The following is a 19,518-nucleotide window of genomic DNA, read 5'->3' on the forward strand; positions in this document are numbered from 1 at the left end:
TATTGCCCTTGGTCAAACATTGAACAGCTACACTATGCGGCTTCATTTAGCCGGTTACTGGCTGCCTCCACGTATTGCTCCTCAACATCAAACGCGATGAACCTTCGCCCCATCCGCTTGGCTGCCACGCAGTCTCCTCCGCTACCGCAGAACGGGACCAGCACAACATCACCCGGCTGCGACGATTTCTCAATAATCATCTCGGCCAGCTTTACCGGCTTTTGCGTTGGATGGATGTAGGTCACTGCCGGATCACGAGGTACAGCCCACACATCAGAAATTCGCTTTCCATTTAATAAGTGTCGTCCCTTCACGGCGAAGATAAGAAATTCGTGAGCGGGACTGTAGGCTCCTCGAAGATCGCCCATTCCCCCACCGTTCTTTTGCCAGATGATGCAGTTTTTGATGGTGAAGTTCTGGGCGATGCGGTGGTGCCACTCAGTATAGACGTCCCAGCGAGTCCAGCAGTACAGAGCACAGCCATCTTTCAGCACTCGGAAAGCGTCGGCCAACCAGTCGGCCATGATGATGTTGTCGTTTTGGATTGCAGTGAACTTTCGCTTTCGGCTGCCACTTCTATAGTTGATGCCGTATGGTGGGTCGGCGATGACTAGGTCGATGGAGCTGTCTGGTATCAATTTTAGACCCTCGTTGACATCCATGTGGTGAATGCGGTCAACTGCTAATTTGCCAAGGTTTGCTGTCATTGGCCACCTCTTTGCTCTTTGAAAATAGAAAAAGCAGTCCAACCGCGATGGGCTGAACTGCCTGTCCATTCAATAGGTGGGCTGTGGGTGGTGGGGTACAAGTAGATTATGTATCGTTTATTGTCTCTGGTCAAAGCACACCTAACTTGATAAAATAAAACAATATATTGGCATTAATTATCTTTTTGATTCATTTAGCACATATAATCTTTTGACATCGAAAAGTCTCTAGACATTGGGGGAGCTTATGCAGCAACTTAATGATTTCACATTTATTGATTTATTTTCTGGAGCCGGAGGCATGTCTGTCGGTTTCGTCGATGCGGGATATACTTCGATTTATGCGGTAGAGAATAACTATTGGGCCTCTCTTACTTACAAAGAAAACTTTGGCGATCACGTAGATAATCGCGATATTGAACAGATAACGGATTTTCCACATGCGACAGTTATTATTGGCGGACCTCCTTGTCAAGGCTTCAGTCCTTTAGGGAAGCGTTTAGAAAATGATCCGAGAAATCAACTATGGCGTCATTATCTTAGAGCTGTAGAATGCTCCCAGCCATTAGTATTTGTCATAGAAAATGTTCCAGAAATACTAAAGTCAGCTGAATTTACAGAAATCGAAAGGGTTTCAAAAGCACTTGGTTATGTTTTAACTTCAGGTACATTATTTGCTGCCGATTTTGGAGTTCCACAAAAAAGAAAACGAGCATTTATAATAGGCAGTAAGGTTGGAAAGATTTCTTTTCCAGAACCGTTATATGTAGACCCGGCCAAATATAATAAAGATATGTTTAATTATAAAACCTGGGTAACAGTGCAAGAAGCATTTCGGGGATTACCAGAAGAACCAAATGATGTTAATTGGCATGTCGGAAGAAATGCTACTCCAATATCCTTAGAAAGGTATAAATGTATTCCTCCTGGAGGAAATCGTTTTGACTTACCTGATAATTTGAAGCCAGACTGCTGGAAGAAAAAGAAGACGGGCTCTACTGATGTATTTGGAAGATTAAGTTGGAATGAACCATCCCTGACCATCAGAACCGAATTTTTCAAACCTGAAAAAGGTCGATATTTACATCCGTCAGCTCATCGACCTATTACTCATCGTGAAGCGGCTAGACTTCAAACATTTCCAGACGAGTTTATTTTTGTTGGTTCAAAAATTGAGGTTGCTAAACAAATAGGAAACGCAGTTCCTTGTAAGCTTGCCTATCACATTGCAAAAAAAATCAAACAACACTTATTAGTTTCGGATAAAAAATAAAAAGAGTTTATGAATATAAAAAAGGGCGATTTCTTATTACCGCCCTTTTTATATTTATTTATTCTTTTTAGGAAAGGCTAATTTACAAGTAAGGCATTCTTTGTGAACGCAATCTCTGCACTGTGCTTTTTTGCCTAAATTGCATTCCAAGCACAGTATTTGAAGATTTTCTTCGGAATTGTTTTTACTTAACGCAAATGGTATACAGTGATCTACTTGTAGTACAATACTTGGGTCAGTATGTCGATTGTTTCCACAAAGTTGGCATGAAAAATTATCTTTTATTAAAACCCTCATTCTCACGGCAGTTCTTATCCTGTCACTTCTCTCTCCACTAGGAAAAGGAGGATACAATGTATACCACCCTTTTCCTTCTTTTCCGCCACCTTCATACTCTAAGTCCCAACCGTCCTCTTTTAGTTCACGTAATCTTCTAGCATAGTTAAATCGTTCGTTCCCAGCTCTAAATAAATCATCTCCACTTACTTTTGAACCCAAATTCTCATAAAGAACTTGTAACATTTTTTTATGGGCTTCCCCTCGTTGAGTCCCAGGAAAATGCGGCTTTTCCAAATCATTATTCTCCTTTTATAAGTTTTATGACTGGCCTTATCGTTTCGTTATTTTTGAAAAGCCAAGTTACAGTTAGTACAATTCTGTTTTACACAATCTCTACAATGTGCTTTTTTCCCCAAGTTACAGTCCTTGCATAAGGTTTGGAGGTTTCTCTCAGAGTTATCCTTACTTAATGCAAAGGGTATGCGATGATCAACCTGTAATTCGATAGCTGGATTAGTTTTCCGGTTTGCTCCACAGAGTTGACAAGTCCAGTCGTCTCTTACCAGGACTCTCATACGGTCAGCAGTGCCTATTCTTTGAAATCTTTCACCACTGGGGAATGGTGGTCTCAATGTGTACCACCCCTTTCCATCCAATCCCCCGTGTTCAAAGTCAATAAGCCAACCGTCTTCTTTTAACTCACGTAATCTTCGTTGGTAATTTACTTGATTTCCAGAAGCTCTAAAAAGCTCACCACCACTTACTTTAGAACCTAAATTTTGATAAAGTAACGCAAGCATTTTTTCATGAGCTACGCCACGTCTCGTTCCGGGGAAAAGCTGTTTGTTCAAATGAACTTCTCCTCTCACTATTTACAGTGAATTACCAACCAATTAAGTGGATAAACAAAATGTTTTTTCAACATTTTTCCTCAAATTCCTTCATTGTGATTTTTATAACGAGCAAAAGATTTTTAATAGTACGAATTTAATCCTCCTGAAATTTCAAAATGTCCTATTCATCCTACAAAGAACACCTCTGCTACGCAAAAAGCAAAAAAAGCGACTCGCCGATGCTAGCAAGATCGCTTTTATTGGGAATTTAAAATTTCAAATCTCTTATTCTCATCCGAAAGTTCTGTTATCAAAAGCTTGACCCATTCTTCGGTATATAAATAGTCGTTATGAGCGGCATCGTATTGACAATACTTTGTATCTGTTTTGGCCGGATTATTATCTTTTATCGGTGGGCGTACATTATAGTATTTCCAACATTTTGAGTGATGATTATTGTGACTAAAATTAATTCCAAGTGTTTTGGATACCTTATTTGCTACATCCTTAGGCTTTAATAAACCAGGATTTAGAACAGGTACTTGCTTTTCCTTTATTAAAGCGACAAACTTCTCATACTGTTGCATTTCTTCTGGTTTATTAGGATCATATTGTACAAACTCAACCGACGCATCCGAGTTTTTCGAACGATTAGCTATTTTAGGGATTAAAAACACTCTGAAACAATAATCCATACTTTGAAGTATTGGTTCTGGCAACCTTTGCTTAAATTCTCGAATATATTCATCCACTAGTTGATATTCGGCAGATTGAATTTTTCTGGATGCCTCATTTTGACCTGTTGTTCTTAGTTTAGAAAATTGAAGAGCAAAAACAAGACTTTCATTTAAAGCATACCTAACTCCAAACTCTTTAATTAAGATCTCTTCAAAATTTATAAGGTTTGCTTGACATTCGCCAAAAATTTGATTATCTAGTTTTGGCATAAATCGATGTTCAATTTTATTTCGAAGCCCGATTAAAAATTCCAAGTTTTGCTTTATGGCATTGTTTTCAGTTTTATAATATTCAGATAAGCATTTACTTATTTCCCATGCCTTGTAATCACCATCCACTTTTTGATAAAGTCTCTTATTATTATTATCCTTATAGTAATATTTTAGCTTGTTTTTTTCAAAAATGGCGTGAAATAAAGATGTCCAAGCAATGATCATCAAAACTATAAATCCACCACTACGAAACGAGATACCTGGTTTATTATATATTTCTACTGCTAGTATACAAGCCTCTCTCGCTTTATTAACTAATTGTTCAGCCTTTTTAGGCAGTCTTCTCATATTTCATCCCCACAAAGATACTTAGACTAATGGTTTGAATGGGTACGGTTAGTCCAATAACTACCCTCTACCTCATGTTATTTTTGACCGTTTCCCTTTATTACCCATTTTGTAAACTTTTTGAGGTCGACTTCTTATTTATTTAACCGGCGGTAGATTTTCTTCTCCTATCCTATCCATAGCAGACGAGTTTCCGCCTTCCTGCCCCTCCCACCCCCACAAACTCCCCCACTTATCACGCAAAAAACTCATCTGCTATGTAAAAGCAAAAAAAGCGACCCCGCCATTGGTGGCGAAGTCGCATATTCTTTTATGGAATGAGCCTGAAGAAGTATCCGTAAAACACTTTATTAACAACAGCTATTAACTATGAAGGTAAAAGAAGTAAGATGCAGAATACCTCCTTATTCATGGTTCGAATTTAGACAAATAATCATAAAACTCAGTTCTCTAAAATCAAACCGATTATATTGGAGGAATCAGAGTGCGTTTACTTTTTTGTAACATTGGTTGGATGAGATTTTATAATGGGTTAAGTTCTAGTGATCAAATTACGGGAGGGGGCAGTTGGGTTCAAGAAAATAAAACTGGTTGGGAAATATATAATTTCTCAAATTTTAATGGTGTTTATCATGGATTTGTAATGAATCCAGGTCAAATAAAAATAGAAAACCTTGGGGCAAGACCTAAAGACTCATATATAGATGACGTTTTCGTAATATGGCTTTCAAGAAATCCTTTGTTGGGCGGCGTAAGAATAATTGGGTGGTATAAAAACGCACGAGTATTCAGGAAGTTTCAAGCCCCTATCCCAGGATCACCTAGATTCGATTCAAAATATTACTTTAATATTGAAGCAAAGGTTAAAGATTCTTATCTTTTACCCTTTGACGGTAGAACATTTCAGATTCCAAAAGCGACTGAATCTTCTGGGGGAATAGGTCAATCAAATGTTTGGTATGCACAAGGAGAAAAAAACAAATACCTTAGAGAGAGTGCAATAAAGTACATTGAAAATTATGAAAAAAACAATAAAAAGACAAGGGTAAATTCAAATAAAAAAATTGATATACCTAAAAAGAACCAAGTCGAAATAAACGCAATTAACGTTGTAAGAAAATATTATGAAGACATGGGCTATATTGTTGCTTCAGTTGAAAAAGATAACGTTGGCTGGGACTTAGAGGCAAGACGTAACAACGCTTTTATCAAAATAGAAGTTAAAGGTTTGTCAGGTACTGAAATTACAATTAACTTAACACCTAATGAATTCGAGGCTATGCAAGAAAATTCCGAATCATATCGACTGTGTATAGTAACGAATGCATTAGATATTCAAAATTCTGAAGTCAGTGTTTTTCTGTTCGAAGAGGATGAGAACGCGTGGATCGATGATAAAGGAAGAAAACTTCAGATTCATAAAAGAATATCTGCTCGAATTACTATTGATAAATAAGCGATTTAAACTCTTTCGTGGGGGAAAATAAAATGCAAATAACGAGTACCTATCTATCTCAAGTTCCCAATACCCCGGCAGTTTATGCTTTATATGGCGGGAAAGGTAGATCTCTTCACGTCGCTTATGTTGGGATAGCTTCAAGGCTAAAGTCTAGACTGGAACAACATCTAGTTAGACGAGATAGTAGTGTCACTACCGGAGCTTCTGCAGTTAGCTTAAATCTGGAACATCTTTCTGAAATTCGTTGGTGGACAAGGCCAGATTTTGTAAACGAGGCCTTTTTGCAGGCCGCCGAGTTAATTGCTTTTGATATCTTGAATCCCACGCTAAGAAGTAGGGGAGCAATTACGGAACAAGCGAAACAGTTATACAATAGCGAAGAATTCAAACGAACTGCTACCGAAATTTTTAATCGTGAATCCGATGGCAAACTCGTTTTACCGTCTTTACAAGAGGCTCTAGAGAGAATTGAAAAACTAGAGAAACTCGTTATAGAGATGGACGCGAGAATAAAGTCTCTAGAGAATCGGTAGATTAAAAAGTCCTAGATCGTTTGTTTGAATCATCTAAAAACCTTTTTCTTTATACCATTTTAACTGTTTCCCAATACCCAATCCTTTCAGTGGAACCGAGTAATTATTTAAGCGATCCGCTATTATCTGATATGGAGTCCAGCATGAATATAAAAACGGATGTCTTCTAGATTTCCTAACTCTCCATGGATTTGCTGAATTACTTTATCTGCCCAAATTTCTCGATATTTCTTCGGCTGATTATTTAATGTTACATCATAATGTTCTAATATGGTATCCGGATGAACAAGCCCATGTTTGGCCGACGATACGAACCATAAATCTTAATTTATCTTGCAGTATTTACTGGCTTTCATAAACAAATCGCCTGTATACAAAGACCTTGCTGGTGCCGCAATGTTTAACTTACTTTTTCCACACGACACAAGTCCAACCCTTAGCAATATTTGCCCCTCCGTGATTTAGAAATCTTCTAAAAATATAATACTAAATTTGTAAAGCAAAAAGCGACCCCGCCAATAACGGCGAGATCGCTGTGGAGGTTAGTGAACGCGTTTCATATGTTCACGCTGATTACAAAACAGCTCGGCCCGATTACTCGATTTCTCAAGGCTTTCCTTTAATAGCTCCTGAACGCTGTTCGGAACAGTCAGCCCTGCGGCTTCGATTTGCTCTTGGAAAAACTCGAGCTCTTTGGCTAAGGTGGCGTTTCTCTCACACTTGTCGTTAAGGTTAGCCAAAGCAAGCTCATCTTCTTCCCTCTTCCGCCGCCGTCGAGATTCAAGCCATTCCTGGATGAAGACGCATCACCTCCGGGGTTAGTGTGTCCCGTATAGAGTGATGGTTTTCCTCGATCCCGAGACTAATTCGAAATCATCCCGATCTTTTGAATCTCAAAGGAACTTTTATCGTTTCAGAGAATATCTTCTTATCTATGTCGGAATAAGGAGTTAGGTTACATGGCAAACTTATACCTTCATAATCGAGAAGTAAATAGTGTTTTTCAGTTGCTTGGAGATCACGAGAATGATATTAGCTACAGTGTAGCTTGGGGACTATCTCAATGCCCTGCTTTTTTAAGGGAGTTCCTATTCAATGTTATACAATGGCAGGGTCCCGTAAACGAAGTTGAAATCAGAATGCAACAACATGAGCATGACAAGGGCTTTACCGATATCGAAATTGTACTCCAAGGCCACTTTCACCTGATAATTGAAGCTAAACGAGGATGGAATCTCCCTACAACTGCTCAACTTCAAAAGTATTCTACCCGTGATTCGTTTGTCAAAAGTCTAGCACCTATAAAACGTCTCGTTGTATTAAGTGAATGCAGTAAAGCATACGCCGCACTTTATGTTCCTAATACGATAAATGGTTTTCAAGTTGATTCAATCTCTTGGAAGGATGTTTTCCAGTTTTCCAGTAACGCTTACTCTAGTGGAACAAACGCTGAAAAACGATTATTACAGGAGCTAAATGTTTATCTTGGGGGTCTAATGACTATGCAAAAAAAGGATTCGAACTTAGTGTACGTTGTTTCGATTGGACAGGGAAACCCAGATGGTTGGGCACTATCATGGCGGGACATCGTAAACGTTAAACAAAAATATTTCCATCCAGTTGGCGGAAATGGTTGGCCAAAAGAACCCCCTAACTATATTGCTTTCAGATACGATGGAAAGTTACAGTCTATACATTACGTTCAAGGTTATGACGTTGTAAAAAACATGAGTACCATATTTCCCGAAGCCAAAAACGAAGATTGGGAACCTCATTTTGTTTACCACCTTGGCCCGGCCTTTGCTCCCAATAAAGAAGTTAAAACAGGAAATATTTATCCAACAGGGCGAGTTTGGTGCATGTTAGACACCTTGCTTACCTGCGATACGATATCTGAAGCTAGGGATCTTACTAAGCAGCGTTTTAATAGTTGATAAACAACAACCGCCCCTCCCCACTGTCCTCCCAATAACTTGGCATATCGGTAAGGCAGTGAGAACGGGCGGTTTGCTGTTATTTTGACTTGCATTTAATCGACTAACACCTGTTCATCAACTATTTCACCTAATAATTTCCTCCACCCTTTAAAACCCGCCCCCACAGAATGCCCTGTGTGCCTTTGAAAACAATCGGCTATACCATTTATGCCGGAATTGGGGTTGAATTGGATGTGGGGCGTTACAGGAGGTGTGGTGGGAGATGGAAGTTTTTAAGCGAACAATTTTGTAGTTGGATTCTGTTTTTTCTCTTTTTGTTTACTTGTGTCTTGTTAGTTAGCCATAAATAAAAAACAGCCCTAAACATATGACAAAAGGGCTGTTCAACATTACTCTTGAATTTCGGGATTGCTAGCTCAGGTCGGTAGGGCACCAGCAACGAAACTTGCTCCAATGGCCCAAATTGTTTCAAGTGAACACATCACAATTAATCGCCCAATAGGAACCACGTTAATGCTCATAAGCATCCCTTCCCCACAATCGTGACCAAAGTCATTCAAGCTGTACAAACGAATCACTACCAAAAGTGCATAGGAAAGGACCACCGAGCAAATTTTCGCCCAAGGGATTGAACCTTGACCTAGCCGACCTACAGACCTCAACTAGCAACGTCTTTAACCTCAAACAATCGAGAGTGATTGCACAAACAATCAATGAGTTTAACCGTAATCAATGCAATAAAGCCAATTACAGTAGCAAAATCACTAATCATAGGCATCACTCCTCGAATGCCAGCTATTACGCCATGTCCCCGATTGACATTAGCTTCCCAATCTCTCGATTGAGTGAGGCGGGACATTGGAATTATATCACATATTTAACGCTGAATTCAAGTTCTTAATTAAGCAGCTTAGCGTACAAATGTCCTTCTTTATTTCTTTCAAAGACTTAAGTCCACCAATCAAGTCCTTTTCAGAATATTTATCAAGCAACATATTTATGTTTAGATTATTGTACCTGTTACCGGAAAGGTGTAATACCCGGCATTTTGTTATGTTATTGTTTGACTTTAACTCGTCCAAGGCCGATTTTAATTCTATGCTTATATCTAGCTTTGGGTATTCCGATAAAATCGTAACGCCAGGGGTTTCTTTGTTTAACGATTTTACGTCGTCCAAGTTTGTATTAACAAATAAAACGTTTTCAAAAGTGCAACCCCTGAGCTTACATTTATCTAATAAGGCACCAACGAACATGGTATTCTTAAAATGAGAACCCTCAAAATTACTTTTTCTTAAATTGGTCCCTAAAAACTCGACTCCGTAAAAATTGCATTTCTTGAATACACAGGCCGTCATGATTGCCCCTCTAAAATTAACATGGCAGAACTGACTTTCTGAGAAGTTTGCCTTGAAAGAGCGACTCTTACAAAAATATTTGTACAGGTACTTTCGTCGCATACTGACCTTATAGAATGAATTTAGCTTTGCGAGACGATATTTTCTTTTCATCATAACTTGTCACCATTTTCATCGTATTCCCGATATAGTCTTATGGATAATTATATCAAATTTACTTATTTAACACTATTATCCTTATTTCGCTTGACTACCCTCCCCTTTTCAATCAAAACTGTCCACTGATCCCTTAACAAACATCGGGAAGGTGGACTAATCATGACCAAACGCACCAACGGCGAAGGCAACGTATACCAACGAAAAGACGGCCGATGGGAAGCCCGTTTCTTCCACACTGACCCCGCCACCGGCAATAAAAAACGCTACAACTATCTCGGCAAGTCCCACGAAGAAGCCTACAACAAGATGATGGCAGCGAAAGCACAGATCATTACCGGTAATTTTGTAGAACCTACAAGGATGACCGTCAAGGACTGGATGACGTACTGGTTGGCCGAATGTATCGAACCTAACGTAAAGCCCACCACATATGCACAGTATGAAACGATGGCCCGAGTCCACATCATCCCCACGCTGGGCTCACTGGCCCTTCAGAAAATCCAGACCTCCGATATCCAACTAATGTACAACGCTAAACTGAAATTCAAAGTTAGTAACGGTAAAGCCTTAGCTCCCAGAACTATCCGACATATCCATAACGTTATATCCGCTGCCTTTAAGCAGGCCATCAAGGAAGGAAAGCTATTAAAGAATCCGGCAGAAGCTGTTAAACTGCCCAAAAAAGTAAAGCCGGATATCCGTCCATTAAAGTTGAACGAAGTCCGGCAGTTCTTAAAAGAAATTGTAGCCCACAAGTTTTACGCTGCTTTTCTATTGGAGTTAAGATTGGGGTTGCGTCGAGGCGAGTTAATCGGTCTCCGCTGGCAAGATATCGATTTTGAACGAAGGATCTTATATGTAAGGCAGACAGTTCAGCGTGCACAGAAACCGGATGGTCAAGGCCAGAAAACTCAAGTGATATTTCAGACGCCTAAGACCGAACGTAGTAAACGGCCTCTTCCAATACCGGTAGACGTGATGATTGACCTACATAACCGAAAACTCATCGTTGAACAGCAAAAAAAAGCAGCAGACGAGTACTTCGATTATGACCTTGTTTTCTGTAAGCCGAACGGACGTCCACTCGATCCCATGTACATCACTCGGACATTCCAGAAACTGCTGACCAAGGCTGGTATTCCCCAGAAGACATCATTCCATAGCCTACGGCATACTGCCGGGCTTCTGATTCTTGAGCAGACCAATCAATTGAAAATTGTTCAAGAAGTGCTGGGCCACAGCAATATCCAAACCACCGTCGATACCTACCTTGACCACATCGGCGTTGAAGAGATGGCCAAGGCGTTAAGCCAGATGAACGGGCTGTTGATAACAGAGAATACCCCCGGTGGGCAAGAAAAGCCTGTGAAGCCATGACACCCTTTTGACGCCTCAAACTGACGCCTACGGGTGACGCCACGGGAGGTTTGACACCATGATGACGCTATTAGGTCTAACTGGAGAAATCATTGACGATGCGGGTTCAGGGGGTTAGAATGGGTGTACAGCCCTTAAGTAAACTCGCACTCTGGTAGCGTGCTTGGTTCGGGACCAAGAGGCCGCAGGTTCGAATCCTGTCGCCCCGACCATGAGTTAGCTGGGGTTTTGTGATGTAAGGCGGTTGCTTCGGTTAGGTTTTGACGCCTGACGTGACGCCTATGAGGGTTTGAGATGGATAAAGTTAAGGCTCAGGATGAGAAGTCCTGGGCCTTTTTGTTATGTTTTTGGTTTTTCGATAAACAGGGAATGGATTTGAGAACGCCTAACCCGTGTCACGTATAGTTTGTTTAGTCTTTAGAATTATATATGCTTAATTTCTCCAAGCAAGCCATAAATTCAGTATGATTTGATTCAAGAACTCCAAAAAAGCTATCGTCAATCCCCTCTACTATTGGCAACGCCGTAGCAACTTTTCTCTTACCTTCTTCTAGTAATTCAACAATATTGGCTCTTGTGTCGTTTGGATGTGGTTTTTTTTGAATAAACTTTTTCTTTTCGAGTATCTTCAAAATCTGCGATGTAGTCATAACATCAATGTCAGAATGTGTTGAAATCATAACCTGTGTTACATGCTCATATCGACTCTGAAGATATGCTATCACGGCGAGAACGACAAATTGGGGATGGGTTAAACCTATAGGTTGCAACGCTTTTCTAACTTGAGTATGCCAGTTATTGTAGGCACGAATAAATAAGAGGCCAGGGCTTTTTGAGGAATCATCTTTATATTTCGAGGGAAACATTTCTTATTGCTCAACTTCTTTTTTAATAGCTAGTATTGCGTCTGGAGTATCCTTGAAAACCTGAAATAAAAAATTAATATCGTCTTCGGTTATATCACCCTTAGATTTCTCTAATTTCACCGTGTGTTTTATTAACGTTTTGTTGTTCAAACGGGTTAATGTATGCCCAAAACACAAAGCCATCCCCTTTTCGGGAACTTCAGTTTTATCCCAAAATTCTTCACAATTTTTTACGTAAGTGAGAGTAAACTCCATTGCGGGCATCCCTTTAAGCTTCATACAACCGGTTACCCCCGAAATAAACTCTCCGTTTAACTTAATGTGTTCTAAATCGGACTCCCATTTGAAACGGTTTTCTGGGTTTGCATACATTGCCCATATTTCTTCTGGACTCGCATTTACCTCTGTTTGAAAGGAAAACTCAGTCATAAAACATAACCTCCATAATATTATTTGTCCTTATTATAAGTGCACTTACAATATGGTGTCAATTGGCTCGATTACTTTTTTCTCGACCAGAGTTAAGCTGGGGATATAAAGGGATGATAAACCTGATGGTCGAATACCAGTTCGATACCAGATAGATCGTTATTAAGAGCTTCGATATACATGTGGGGCAACGTCTTCCCCGCCATTCATATACCGGTAATGAAACAACAGTATAGAGGCCGCAGGTTCTCGCCCCGACCACGAAAACCGAAGTTCTATAACAACTCATTTTTCTGAAAGTTTAAGTAAGAACTGTAGTATATTCAGGTTCGCTTTTCTCGCAGACTCTTCCTGATAATGTTCTGAAAAGGGATTCGCAAAACCGTGATAACCAGAATACTTCTTTATCTCAACACCGTCTTTAAGTTCCAACTCATAAATCAAATCATCAACATTAAATGACTTTTCATCAGCAGCGAAGACTAGTAGAACAGGGCATGACGGATTGGTGCTTGTAAAATTTCGAATTTTCGATCCATAAATACCTACGATTCCGTTACATAAGTTCATATTTTCTGACAACAACCATGCAATAGTGGCTCCTACGCTAAATCCAAGGATGTACACCCCGTTATAATTAGATTTGATATTCTCTAAAAATAACTTAATCTTCCAGAATGCCTTTTCAAATCCAATGTTTGTGACAAAGTTTGAATAAGCCAAATCTTCCTGGCTATATTTATAGGTTAGGCTATTCCTTAACATGTTAGGAGCGTACACATCAAAACCTAGTTCGTATAACTGCTTACAAACATGTTCAATATGTTCGTTTAATCCATATATCTCATGTAAAACAACGACAGCACTTTTCGAATTATTAACGTATTGAATCATTAATCTCGTTACTCCTACAATAAAAATGGACGGTTATGAATTTAATGTGTTACTTCGTGTCTTCAGAGCAATTTCCTTCTAAAAAATATTCTTTTAATGACGTACTTTTGATTGCCTAGAGTATTGCAATTCCCTTGCCTTATCGAATAAAAAAGCGTATGGCAGTTGAGGGGATATGTGCCGTTATGGCCTTAGTTTTAGCGTCATCCGTACCTTAAGCTAACGGTAATGAAACAACAGTTATGGGGCCCGTAAGTTCAAATCCTGTTGCCCCGACCATTATTTAGCTGGAGGTTGTAGCGTGTTGCTGTCATAACAGATTTCATTTGACGCCTACCAGTGTTTAGGAACAGTTAAAAGTTGAGGAAACAGTTAAGGCCAGGATGAGAAGTCCTGGCTTTTTTTGCGTTAAATATTAGATTTTCCTCGATATTACTGTGGAGGAATCTACGCCTGGTGTAACGCCAGCGGAATTTGATGTGACGGGACACAACTGTTTCCTCTACCCTACCGGAAAAGAGAAAAAGCGTCTGGTAGTTAGAGGGCCAAACGCTTACTAAATATCCCTTATCGAATTTCAAACACAGGAACCCTTGTTTCTCCCTGCCCTGCCCTGAGTGTAAAACGTCGTGGCAGATAAAGGGCCAGATGCATAAATAAGTTAAGTGAGCAGTTATGGGAATTCTGTAACTATCTCACTTGTTCCACACTAAAAACGATAAATTTCTTTACCGTTTTTATTCCGTACTCACTATTAAGTGTTTGAGTACCCCAAGAACCATGCAAAATGACTGACTTTCCATTATTTAACCCATAAAGTTTGTCTAGATTACCGGACAACGGAAAATTTCCGTCTTTTGAAACAATTAGATAACTTAAGGAACTTCCGGTACCTTTATAGATTAGACCCGTAAGTTGGCTTTGACCTTCTCCTGAGTAGGATTCTGCGGCGGAGTACCAGTGGTGGTTTGCGTCGGGACGGTCGCTGGGCTTGGTTGCTCCGCAGAAATAACATTAAATACCTTTACAGTTTGCAAGCCTTTTTCTGTGTTGACTGCTTTAGTGATCCACGTCCCCTTGACATTAACTGGTTTTCCATTATTCAAGCCATTGAGTTTATCTAGATTACCGACGAGTACGATATTCCCATCTTTTGTTACCAGCATATAACTCAGCGTACTTCCAGCACCTTTATAAACTTGTCCGGTCAATACTTGAGTATGTTCGTGACCGGGATCAAGATTTGGTTGAAAGGTTACCGTTTTTGTGCTTTCTTGTCTTGGGGGTTGTATAGGAGGAGAGGATTTCGTCTTTTCTGCCGCTAGTACTGATGATGGTAGAGTAAGTGTACTTACTACGACTACCACCACTGCGAGTTTCTTCATAACACAAGCTCCTTCCGACAAAATTATTGATCTTTAATATAATTATCGAAGTGAACTTGTATTTTCTTAACGTTTTTCTGGCTATAGGGTCGGAAATTTCTAGAAAGTTTTAGAATATTAAAGGGCATACTGAACAGAAATTTGTTGAATCTAGGTAACTACATGGAAAACTTTGAGATAATTCAACAGACAAGAGAAACGCTCGGACAATTAGTGATTAGCAGGTATCTCTCTACAGAACTGTTTTCTTTCAACTAGTGGCTTCTAGTAGCGATCTTAATCGGAACCTACGTCGTGTGGTGGAAACTCATAGATAAAAAAAGGCTAATGGAACTCCTTTTATTCTGCTCTTTTGTAGCGGTCTCTGTCACTTTTGCGGAAGGTCTTTTTTACGACTTTATCATATTGCTTACAATTTCAAACCTAGCAAGATTTGTATTGCTAGCTGTGTTAAAGCGACAGCTCTCCGCAGAAGGCGTTTCAAGCAGACATTTAATAAGCCCCGTTCTACAACCAGCTACAAGGCCAATAGATCCTTGAATTGAAGCGTTATTTCTCTCGGCAATGCTATAGCAAATGGCCAGACCTAATCCCGTTCCAGTATCTTTCGATGTAATAAACGGAGTACCCAACTTGTCTAATATTTCCGCTTTTATTCCAGTACCTTGATCTTTTATTTCAAGGATTAATTCGTTTCCCTGTACACTCGTCTTTAGGAAGAGAACCCCACCTCGCATCGCTTCAAAACCATTACGCACCAAATTAAGAATCAGTTGTTTGATTTCTCTTTCGTCTACTATAATATTGAAAGAATCATCGGCAACCTCGAATAGCACATCATTATTTGACTGGAAAGCGTCGGAGGTAATAAGGGCTTTTAGGGATAGTATTATAGTTTTCAAAGATTCAGGCTTTTTTTGAACTGTTTTCGTTTTTGAAAGAGAAAGAAAGTCGCTGATAATTTGATTCGCTCTATCAAGCTCTTGGATCATTATACTCAGATGCTCACTATATTCGGTAAACTCTTTCTTACTTTGAAATATTTGCAGAAAACCTCTTACGCTTGTTAGCGGGTTCCGTATTTCGTGTCCAATCCCTGCTGCTAATTGCCCAATCAAGTTTAACCGGTCTAAACGAAGAACTTCCTTTTCAAGGAATTTTCTTTCGGTAATATCATTAACTTGTACTAAGTGACAAGGGATTTGACATATTAAGACGCTTTCAGCAGATAATAATACGGTAATAATTTTGTTAGACTTAGTTCTAATATTTACTTCATAATTATGAACCCGACCGGATTGACGTAAATTATAGAAAATCGAACTCCTATCGTGAATATCTTCGTAAAAATTTAATGTTTTAGAATTGTATCCTATGATTTCTTCACGTCTATATCCAAGAGTCATGCAAAATCTTTCATTAACGTCAATAATTGTTTCATTTACGGTGTCGATAATAGCCATCGGAATGGGACTTGCACTAAAAACCCTTCGAAATTTTTCTTCGGAAATTCTGTAAGAGTCTTCAGCTGCTTTTTGTTCGGATTTATCTCTCCAAGAAACAGCAACGGAATCTCCGTATTTTACAATTTGTAGTTTACTCACTAATTTAAGACCAAGATAGTTTACTGATTCTAATGTATCAACAGTATACGGAACACCGGTCTGCATGACATCAGATAATGTAAGAAATAAGTTTGTTTTGTCAAATGATGGAATTAGATCCGACATTCTCTTACCAATAACTTTATCCTTATCGATAACAATAAATTGAATAGCCGACCTATTAAGATACTCAACTGTGAAATCCTCAATTCGGTCGTACTCATTGTAAATTGCTTTATATAAGCCAAAACAGTCAACCAAGTTGTCCAGTAAATAGATTGTTTCTTCTGGGAGGATTTTTTTATTCATTACTCTTCATACCTCCCTGTTAGACGAGTTTACAGCAACATTCTACAAAGGAATTGAATATCCTTCAATATTTTATAAGCGGATCAAGATTTCTCTACAAAACATCCTCGTTGACTTCCTCCCCCACTAGAGCGATGATGTCACTGCGGCAACCGCCCACCAAGGAGGAATGAATATCAAGAGATAACCTGCCCCAACATAAAATTAAAAACTTAATTCCGCAAAGATTTTTCACTGTCGAGATCAAACGACACGCATTTGACTCATATATCTTACCTGATGGCCCAGTGCATGATAGGTCAGCAGCAAGGAGGAACGGATATCGAGGAATAGCCGGCCCCAACATAAAATTAAAAAAATAATTCCGCAATGATTCTACCGTCGAATCAACGACAAGCATTTTGCTTCAACTATTTTATATATTGGTCCGGTGCATGATGGACCGAATCATAAGGAGGGAGTTTTTATCGGGTAATGGCTGGCTGGGTTCCTTTAATTAAAGACAGCAACGAATCAAAACTCGAGTCCGCAGAAGAGGTCTGCCTAATGGTCCCGCCAAATAGTCAATCGAGGGAGGTCGATAGCTGGGCCATATCGGAACTGCCAGTTTGGTATAAATCGAATATTGGACACGTTGCTTCACGGGGCTATGAATTCCGGCTGGGAGTACGGATTCAGATAACCCGGGGGAATACGATGGCAGCGTAACCTGCAAAATCCTCTAAGCATATAGTCTTTAGAACGTCTTGCAGGCTTACCGTTCGGCAAAACGAGTGGGCCAATACGCAATGAACCACTTGCCGAAGTCCGGCCACGTAACCGAAACCATCGGCCATGGCAGTTTTGCCGGTAAGCCATCAGCGAACTTCGACATACCACTGGGAGTCCAGTCTGTCCGAACAGCCGACAGGCGACTTAAACCGCTAATCATGGAGGCCAGTCTGCCCTATCGACCAACAGCGAAGTCCGCCCATCCGTACTGGAGGATACGTCCGACCACTTATCAAGCGAGGGTTCTTTAATCTTCTGACCGTCGCTTATTTGGCGTGGGCTTTTTTAGTTATCAAAGAGCGAAACAGCCCCCGTTGCCGGGGGACTGCGTTGGCGTTATTCAGCTTTTTCGGGCTAAGCCATGTTCTCGTTGAGCTTCTCGATGTTCTGATTCAACCGGTTCAGCTGTTCGGCGATGATCCTCCCTGCTGTTGTTGCGAGGCAGGTACAGCTTATCTAGGAAGCGTAACTAAGTAAAGTTAATTTAATTTCAATGACAAATGACTTCAAAAAGTTTACTCTTCATAACAAACATTAGCCGCGGCTGATAATTTGCTTTTAAGTTGATTACCAATCTTGACATGTACCGGATGAGGTAAGTATGTCTGGAAGTCGTCCATAGAATCAAATTTTGCAATAAGGGAAATATCATACGAAGACTCAGCATGACGAATGTCCACAAAAACTTTTAAGTCGCGAATAACCTCAATCCTTCCATTCATGCTTAACAGTAGTTTTCTCGTATTTTCGATACTTTCGCTACTTCTATCATGGAGCTTTAACAGCAGGTTATGAACAATCACTTATTTATTTTCCTCCCATTCTTTTTTGGACTGGTCTAATTAAAGTATACCAGTTGGTTTGGAACTCAAAAATACGAAACAAACCATTACTAGCAGTATCTTCCCTCAATAAAGATCGATTCATGAGGGGACCGCCGTTAGGCGATCCTCTCCTTTCTCCCATTCGACTTTATCCCTATAAAGAAACAAGGTAAGCCCCGATCATTAAGAACAATCCACCTATCCACCTGACCGTGGGCACATACTCCGAAAACACCAGCCAACCAACGATAATTCCGAGGAAATGAATTAGCCCTCGTGCCGGGAATGCTGTGCTGAATGGGACCATTGTTAGCAACTTGAACCACACCGGCAAAGCGAGAGTAAGTAACACCACGCCACCGAGGATACCGGGAGACGTGGCGGCTTTGAGCAAGTTTGCAAACTCAAAACCGCCCATTCGGTCTAACTCCAATCGGATAAGGGTCTGCCCTGCTAAAATTAGGGAGATGTTCAATAACAGCAGCAACCATGCTTTTAGACTCATCGATCCACCTGTTTCTGAGGATTGCCTCGAAATATCGTTAAGATATCCATGATTACCGGCTCGTGTGCGGGTTTGATCGATGTCCCCCACCCGTCCCATTTCTTTGCGAGGTCAGTCGATGGTTCCGTAATATAATGAACGATCTTCCCTGTCTGTTCCCCGGCAAACAGCGACGAACCATAGGCCCTACCATGACCATTACGCTTATCCGGTACTTCCCGTTCGCCGATGGAATGCCGTTCCACTCCGGCTCGTTTATCGAAAGCTTTACTCACGTCCATGCTTTTGGGAAAGACGCTAGTGTATAGCCATTCAAGAACATCTCTGATTTCAAACCCGGCCATACGCAGGGCGATGGTCATCAGTCTTGGGTTCGAGTGCCTGAGAAGCAAAGGATGTGGCCGCCGGGCTTCAAGACGCGGAACACCTCTCGCCAGACGGCCGGTCCCGGGACAAATGAGTCCCAGGACTTACCCATGAAGCCTTTGGCTTGGTGAGTGTAATACTCACCGGCCATCCACTTTGAGAGAACTTCTCGAATGTTCGGCTCTTTGGAAAGACCGTAAGGTGGGTCTGTTACACAAGAGTCAACGGAATTATCGGGAAGTGTTTTAAGGGTATTTATGCAATCTCCTGAGATAACTGAGTTTCTTATAGAATCTAAGTTCAATCTAACCTCTCCTTTTTTTCACTTCTAAAGAAAGACTTTGACTCGTTC

General features: G+C 40.3%; 22 protein-coding genes and 1 pseudogene. 7 read left to right on the forward strand and 16 right to left on the reverse strand.

Features of this window, described 5'->3' with window-relative positions:
* Positions 1-32 precede the first annotated feature (32 nt).
* Entirely contained in the window at positions 33-707 is a 675-nt protein-coding gene (locus H1S01_RS13505; protein ID WP_188040973.1) for a DNA-methyltransferase, read from the reverse strand.
* Positions 708-954: 247 nt separating this feature from the next.
* Here H1S01_RS13505 and H1S01_RS13510 point away from each other — a divergent pair, with 247 nt between their 5' ends.
* Positions 955-1,980, forward strand: coding sequence for a DNA cytosine methyltransferase (locus tag H1S01_RS13510; protein WP_188040974.1), 1,026 nt, complete (start codon positions 955-957; stop codon positions 1,978-1,980).
* A gap of 54 nt (positions 1,981-2,034) precedes the next feature.
* Here the strand turns inward: H1S01_RS13510 and H1S01_RS13515 are convergent, their stop codons facing one another.
* From H1S01_RS13515 to H1S01_RS13525, 3 genes are all read right to left on the reverse strand, one after another.
* Positions 2,035-2,553 carry an HNH endonuclease gene (locus H1S01_RS13515; protein WP_188040975.1) on the reverse strand — a complete coding sequence of 173 codons (519 nt, stop codon included), beginning with the start codon at positions 2,551-2,553 and terminating at the stop codon, positions 2,035-2,037.
* 47 nt (positions 2,554-2,600) lie between these two features.
* Complete coding sequence (locus H1S01_RS21190) at positions 2,601-3,110, reverse strand: HNH endonuclease (RefSeq protein WP_207732334.1); 510 nt, start codon at positions 3,108-3,110, stop codon at positions 2,601-2,603.
* A 239-nt stretch (positions 3,111-3,349) separates the two neighbouring features.
* Positions 3,350-4,390: a DUF3644 domain-containing protein gene (locus tag H1S01_RS13525; RefSeq protein WP_188040976.1), complete on the reverse strand. Its 1,041-nt coding sequence runs from the start codon at positions 4,388-4,390 to the stop codon at positions 3,350-3,352.
* 484 nt (positions 4,391-4,874) lie between these two features.
* On the opposite strand from H1S01_RS13525, the gene H1S01_RS22030 reads away from it, so the two are divergent.
* Complete coding sequence (locus H1S01_RS22030) at positions 4,875-5,846, forward strand: protein NO VEIN domain-containing protein (RefSeq protein ID WP_188040977.1); 972 nt, start codon at positions 4,875-4,877, stop codon at positions 5,844-5,846.
* A gap of 32 nt (positions 5,847-5,878) precedes the next feature.
* The gene (locus H1S01_RS13535) at positions 5,879-6,382 is read left to right on the forward strand and encodes a GIY-YIG nuclease family protein (RefSeq protein ID WP_188040978.1); all 504 of its coding nucleotides are present in this window, start codon (positions 5,879-5,881) and stop codon (positions 6,380-6,382) included.
* Between the two features lie 122 nt (positions 6,383-6,504).
* On the opposite strand, the pseudogene H1S01_RS22560 reads toward H1S01_RS13535, so the two are convergent.
* Both H1S01_RS22560 and H1S01_RS13540 read right to left on the reverse strand, forming a co-directional pair.
* Positions 6,505-6,807: pseudogene (locus tag H1S01_RS22560) on the reverse strand (DUF6884 domain-containing protein).
* A gap of 117 nt (positions 6,808-6,924) precedes the next feature.
* Positions 6,925-7,122, reverse strand: a complete 198-nt coding sequence (locus H1S01_RS13540; RefSeq protein WP_188040979.1) for a hypothetical protein — start codon at positions 7,120-7,122, stop codon at positions 6,925-6,927.
* A 219-nt stretch (positions 7,123-7,341) separates the two neighbouring features.
* Here H1S01_RS13540 and H1S01_RS13545 point away from each other — a divergent pair, with 219 nt between their 5' ends.
* Positions 7,342-8,316 carry a hypothetical protein gene (locus H1S01_RS13545; RefSeq protein WP_188040980.1) on the forward strand — a complete coding sequence of 325 codons (975 nt, stop codon included), beginning with the start codon at positions 7,342-7,344 and terminating at the stop codon, positions 8,314-8,316.
* Between the two features lie 872 nt (positions 8,317-9,188).
* Here H1S01_RS13545 and H1S01_RS13550 read toward each other — a convergent pair.
* On the reverse strand, positions 9,189-9,833 hold the full coding sequence (locus tag H1S01_RS13550) for a pentapeptide repeat-containing protein (RefSeq protein ID WP_341479103.1): 645 nt from the start codon (positions 9,831-9,833) through the stop codon (positions 9,189-9,191).
* A 162-nt stretch (positions 9,834-9,995) separates the two neighbouring features.
* Here H1S01_RS13550 and H1S01_RS13555 point away from each other — a divergent pair, with 162 nt between their 5' ends.
* A complete protein-coding gene (locus tag H1S01_RS13555) occupies positions 9,996-11,213 on the forward strand; it encodes a site-specific integrase (RefSeq protein ID WP_188040982.1) in 1,218 nt (405 codons plus the stop codon).
* Positions 11,214-11,623: 410 nt separating this feature from the next.
* Here H1S01_RS13555 and H1S01_RS13560 read toward each other — a convergent pair whose 3' ends face one another.
* From H1S01_RS13560 to H1S01_RS13580, 5 genes are all read right to left on the reverse strand, one after another.
* The gene (locus tag H1S01_RS13560) at positions 11,624-12,079 is read right to left on the reverse strand and encodes a MarR family winged helix-turn-helix transcriptional regulator (RefSeq protein ID WP_188040983.1); all 456 of its coding nucleotides are present in this window, start codon (positions 12,077-12,079) and stop codon (positions 11,624-11,626) included.
* A 3-nt stretch (positions 12,080-12,082) separates the two neighbouring features.
* On the reverse strand, positions 12,083-12,508 hold the full coding sequence (locus H1S01_RS13565; protein ID WP_188040984.1) for an SRPBCC family protein: 426 nt from the start codon (positions 12,506-12,508) through the stop codon (positions 12,083-12,085).
* 285 nt (positions 12,509-12,793) lie between these two features.
* A complete protein-coding gene (locus H1S01_RS13570) occupies positions 12,794-13,402 on the reverse strand; it encodes a dienelactone hydrolase family protein (protein ID WP_188040985.1) in 609 nt (202 codons plus the stop codon).
* 902 nt (positions 13,403-14,304) lie between these two features.
* Positions 14,305-14,787, reverse strand: coding sequence for a hypothetical protein (locus H1S01_RS13575; RefSeq protein ID WP_188040986.1), 483 nt, complete (start codon positions 14,785-14,787; stop codon positions 14,305-14,307).
* A 389-nt stretch (positions 14,788-15,176) separates the two neighbouring features.
* Positions 15,177-16,700, reverse strand: coding sequence for a PAS domain-containing sensor histidine kinase (locus tag H1S01_RS13580; RefSeq protein ID WP_188040987.1), 1,524 nt, complete (start codon positions 16,698-16,700; stop codon positions 15,177-15,179).
* Between the two features lie 474 nt (positions 16,701-17,174).
* On the opposite strand from H1S01_RS13580, the gene H1S01_RS13585 reads away from it, so the two are divergent.
* Positions 17,175-17,408, forward strand: coding sequence for a hypothetical protein (locus tag H1S01_RS13585; RefSeq protein ID WP_188040988.1), 234 nt, complete (start codon positions 17,175-17,177; stop codon positions 17,406-17,408).
* 80 nt (positions 17,409-17,488) lie between these two features.
* Positions 17,489-17,722: a hypothetical protein gene (locus H1S01_RS13590; RefSeq protein WP_188040989.1), complete on the forward strand. Its 234-nt coding sequence runs from the start codon at positions 17,489-17,491 to the stop codon at positions 17,720-17,722.
* Positions 17,723-17,986: 264 nt separating this feature from the next.
* Here H1S01_RS13590 and H1S01_RS13595 read toward each other — a convergent pair whose 3' ends face one another.
* The 4 genes from H1S01_RS13595 to H1S01_RS13610 form a co-directional block, all read right to left on the reverse strand.
* On the reverse strand, positions 17,987-18,274 hold the full coding sequence (locus tag H1S01_RS13595; protein ID WP_188040990.1) for a Dabb family protein: 288 nt from the start codon (positions 18,272-18,274) through the stop codon (positions 17,987-17,989).
* A gap of 175 nt (positions 18,275-18,449) precedes the next feature.
* Complete coding sequence (locus tag H1S01_RS13600) at positions 18,450-18,800, reverse strand: hypothetical protein (protein ID WP_188040991.1); 351 nt, start codon at positions 18,798-18,800, stop codon at positions 18,450-18,452.
* Positions 18,797-19,192 carry a hypothetical protein gene (locus tag H1S01_RS13605; RefSeq protein WP_188040992.1) on the reverse strand — a complete coding sequence of 132 codons (396 nt, stop codon included), beginning with the start codon at positions 19,190-19,192 and terminating at the stop codon, positions 18,797-18,799. Before H1S01_RS13605 ends, H1S01_RS13600 begins: the two co-directional genes overlap by 4 nt.
* Positions 19,162-19,470, reverse strand: coding sequence for a site-specific DNA-methyltransferase (locus H1S01_RS13610; RefSeq protein WP_188040993.1), 309 nt, complete (start codon positions 19,468-19,470; stop codon positions 19,162-19,164). The genes H1S01_RS13605 and H1S01_RS13610 overlap by 31 nt, the downstream gene beginning before the upstream one ends.
* Positions 19,471-19,518 lie beyond the last annotated feature (48 nt).

Source organism: Heliobacterium chlorum (genome assembly GCF_014502795.1).
In the GTDB taxonomy this organism is placed as follows: domain Bacteria; phylum Bacillota; class Desulfitobacteriia; order Heliobacteriales; family Heliobacteriaceae; genus Heliobacterium; species Heliobacterium chlorum.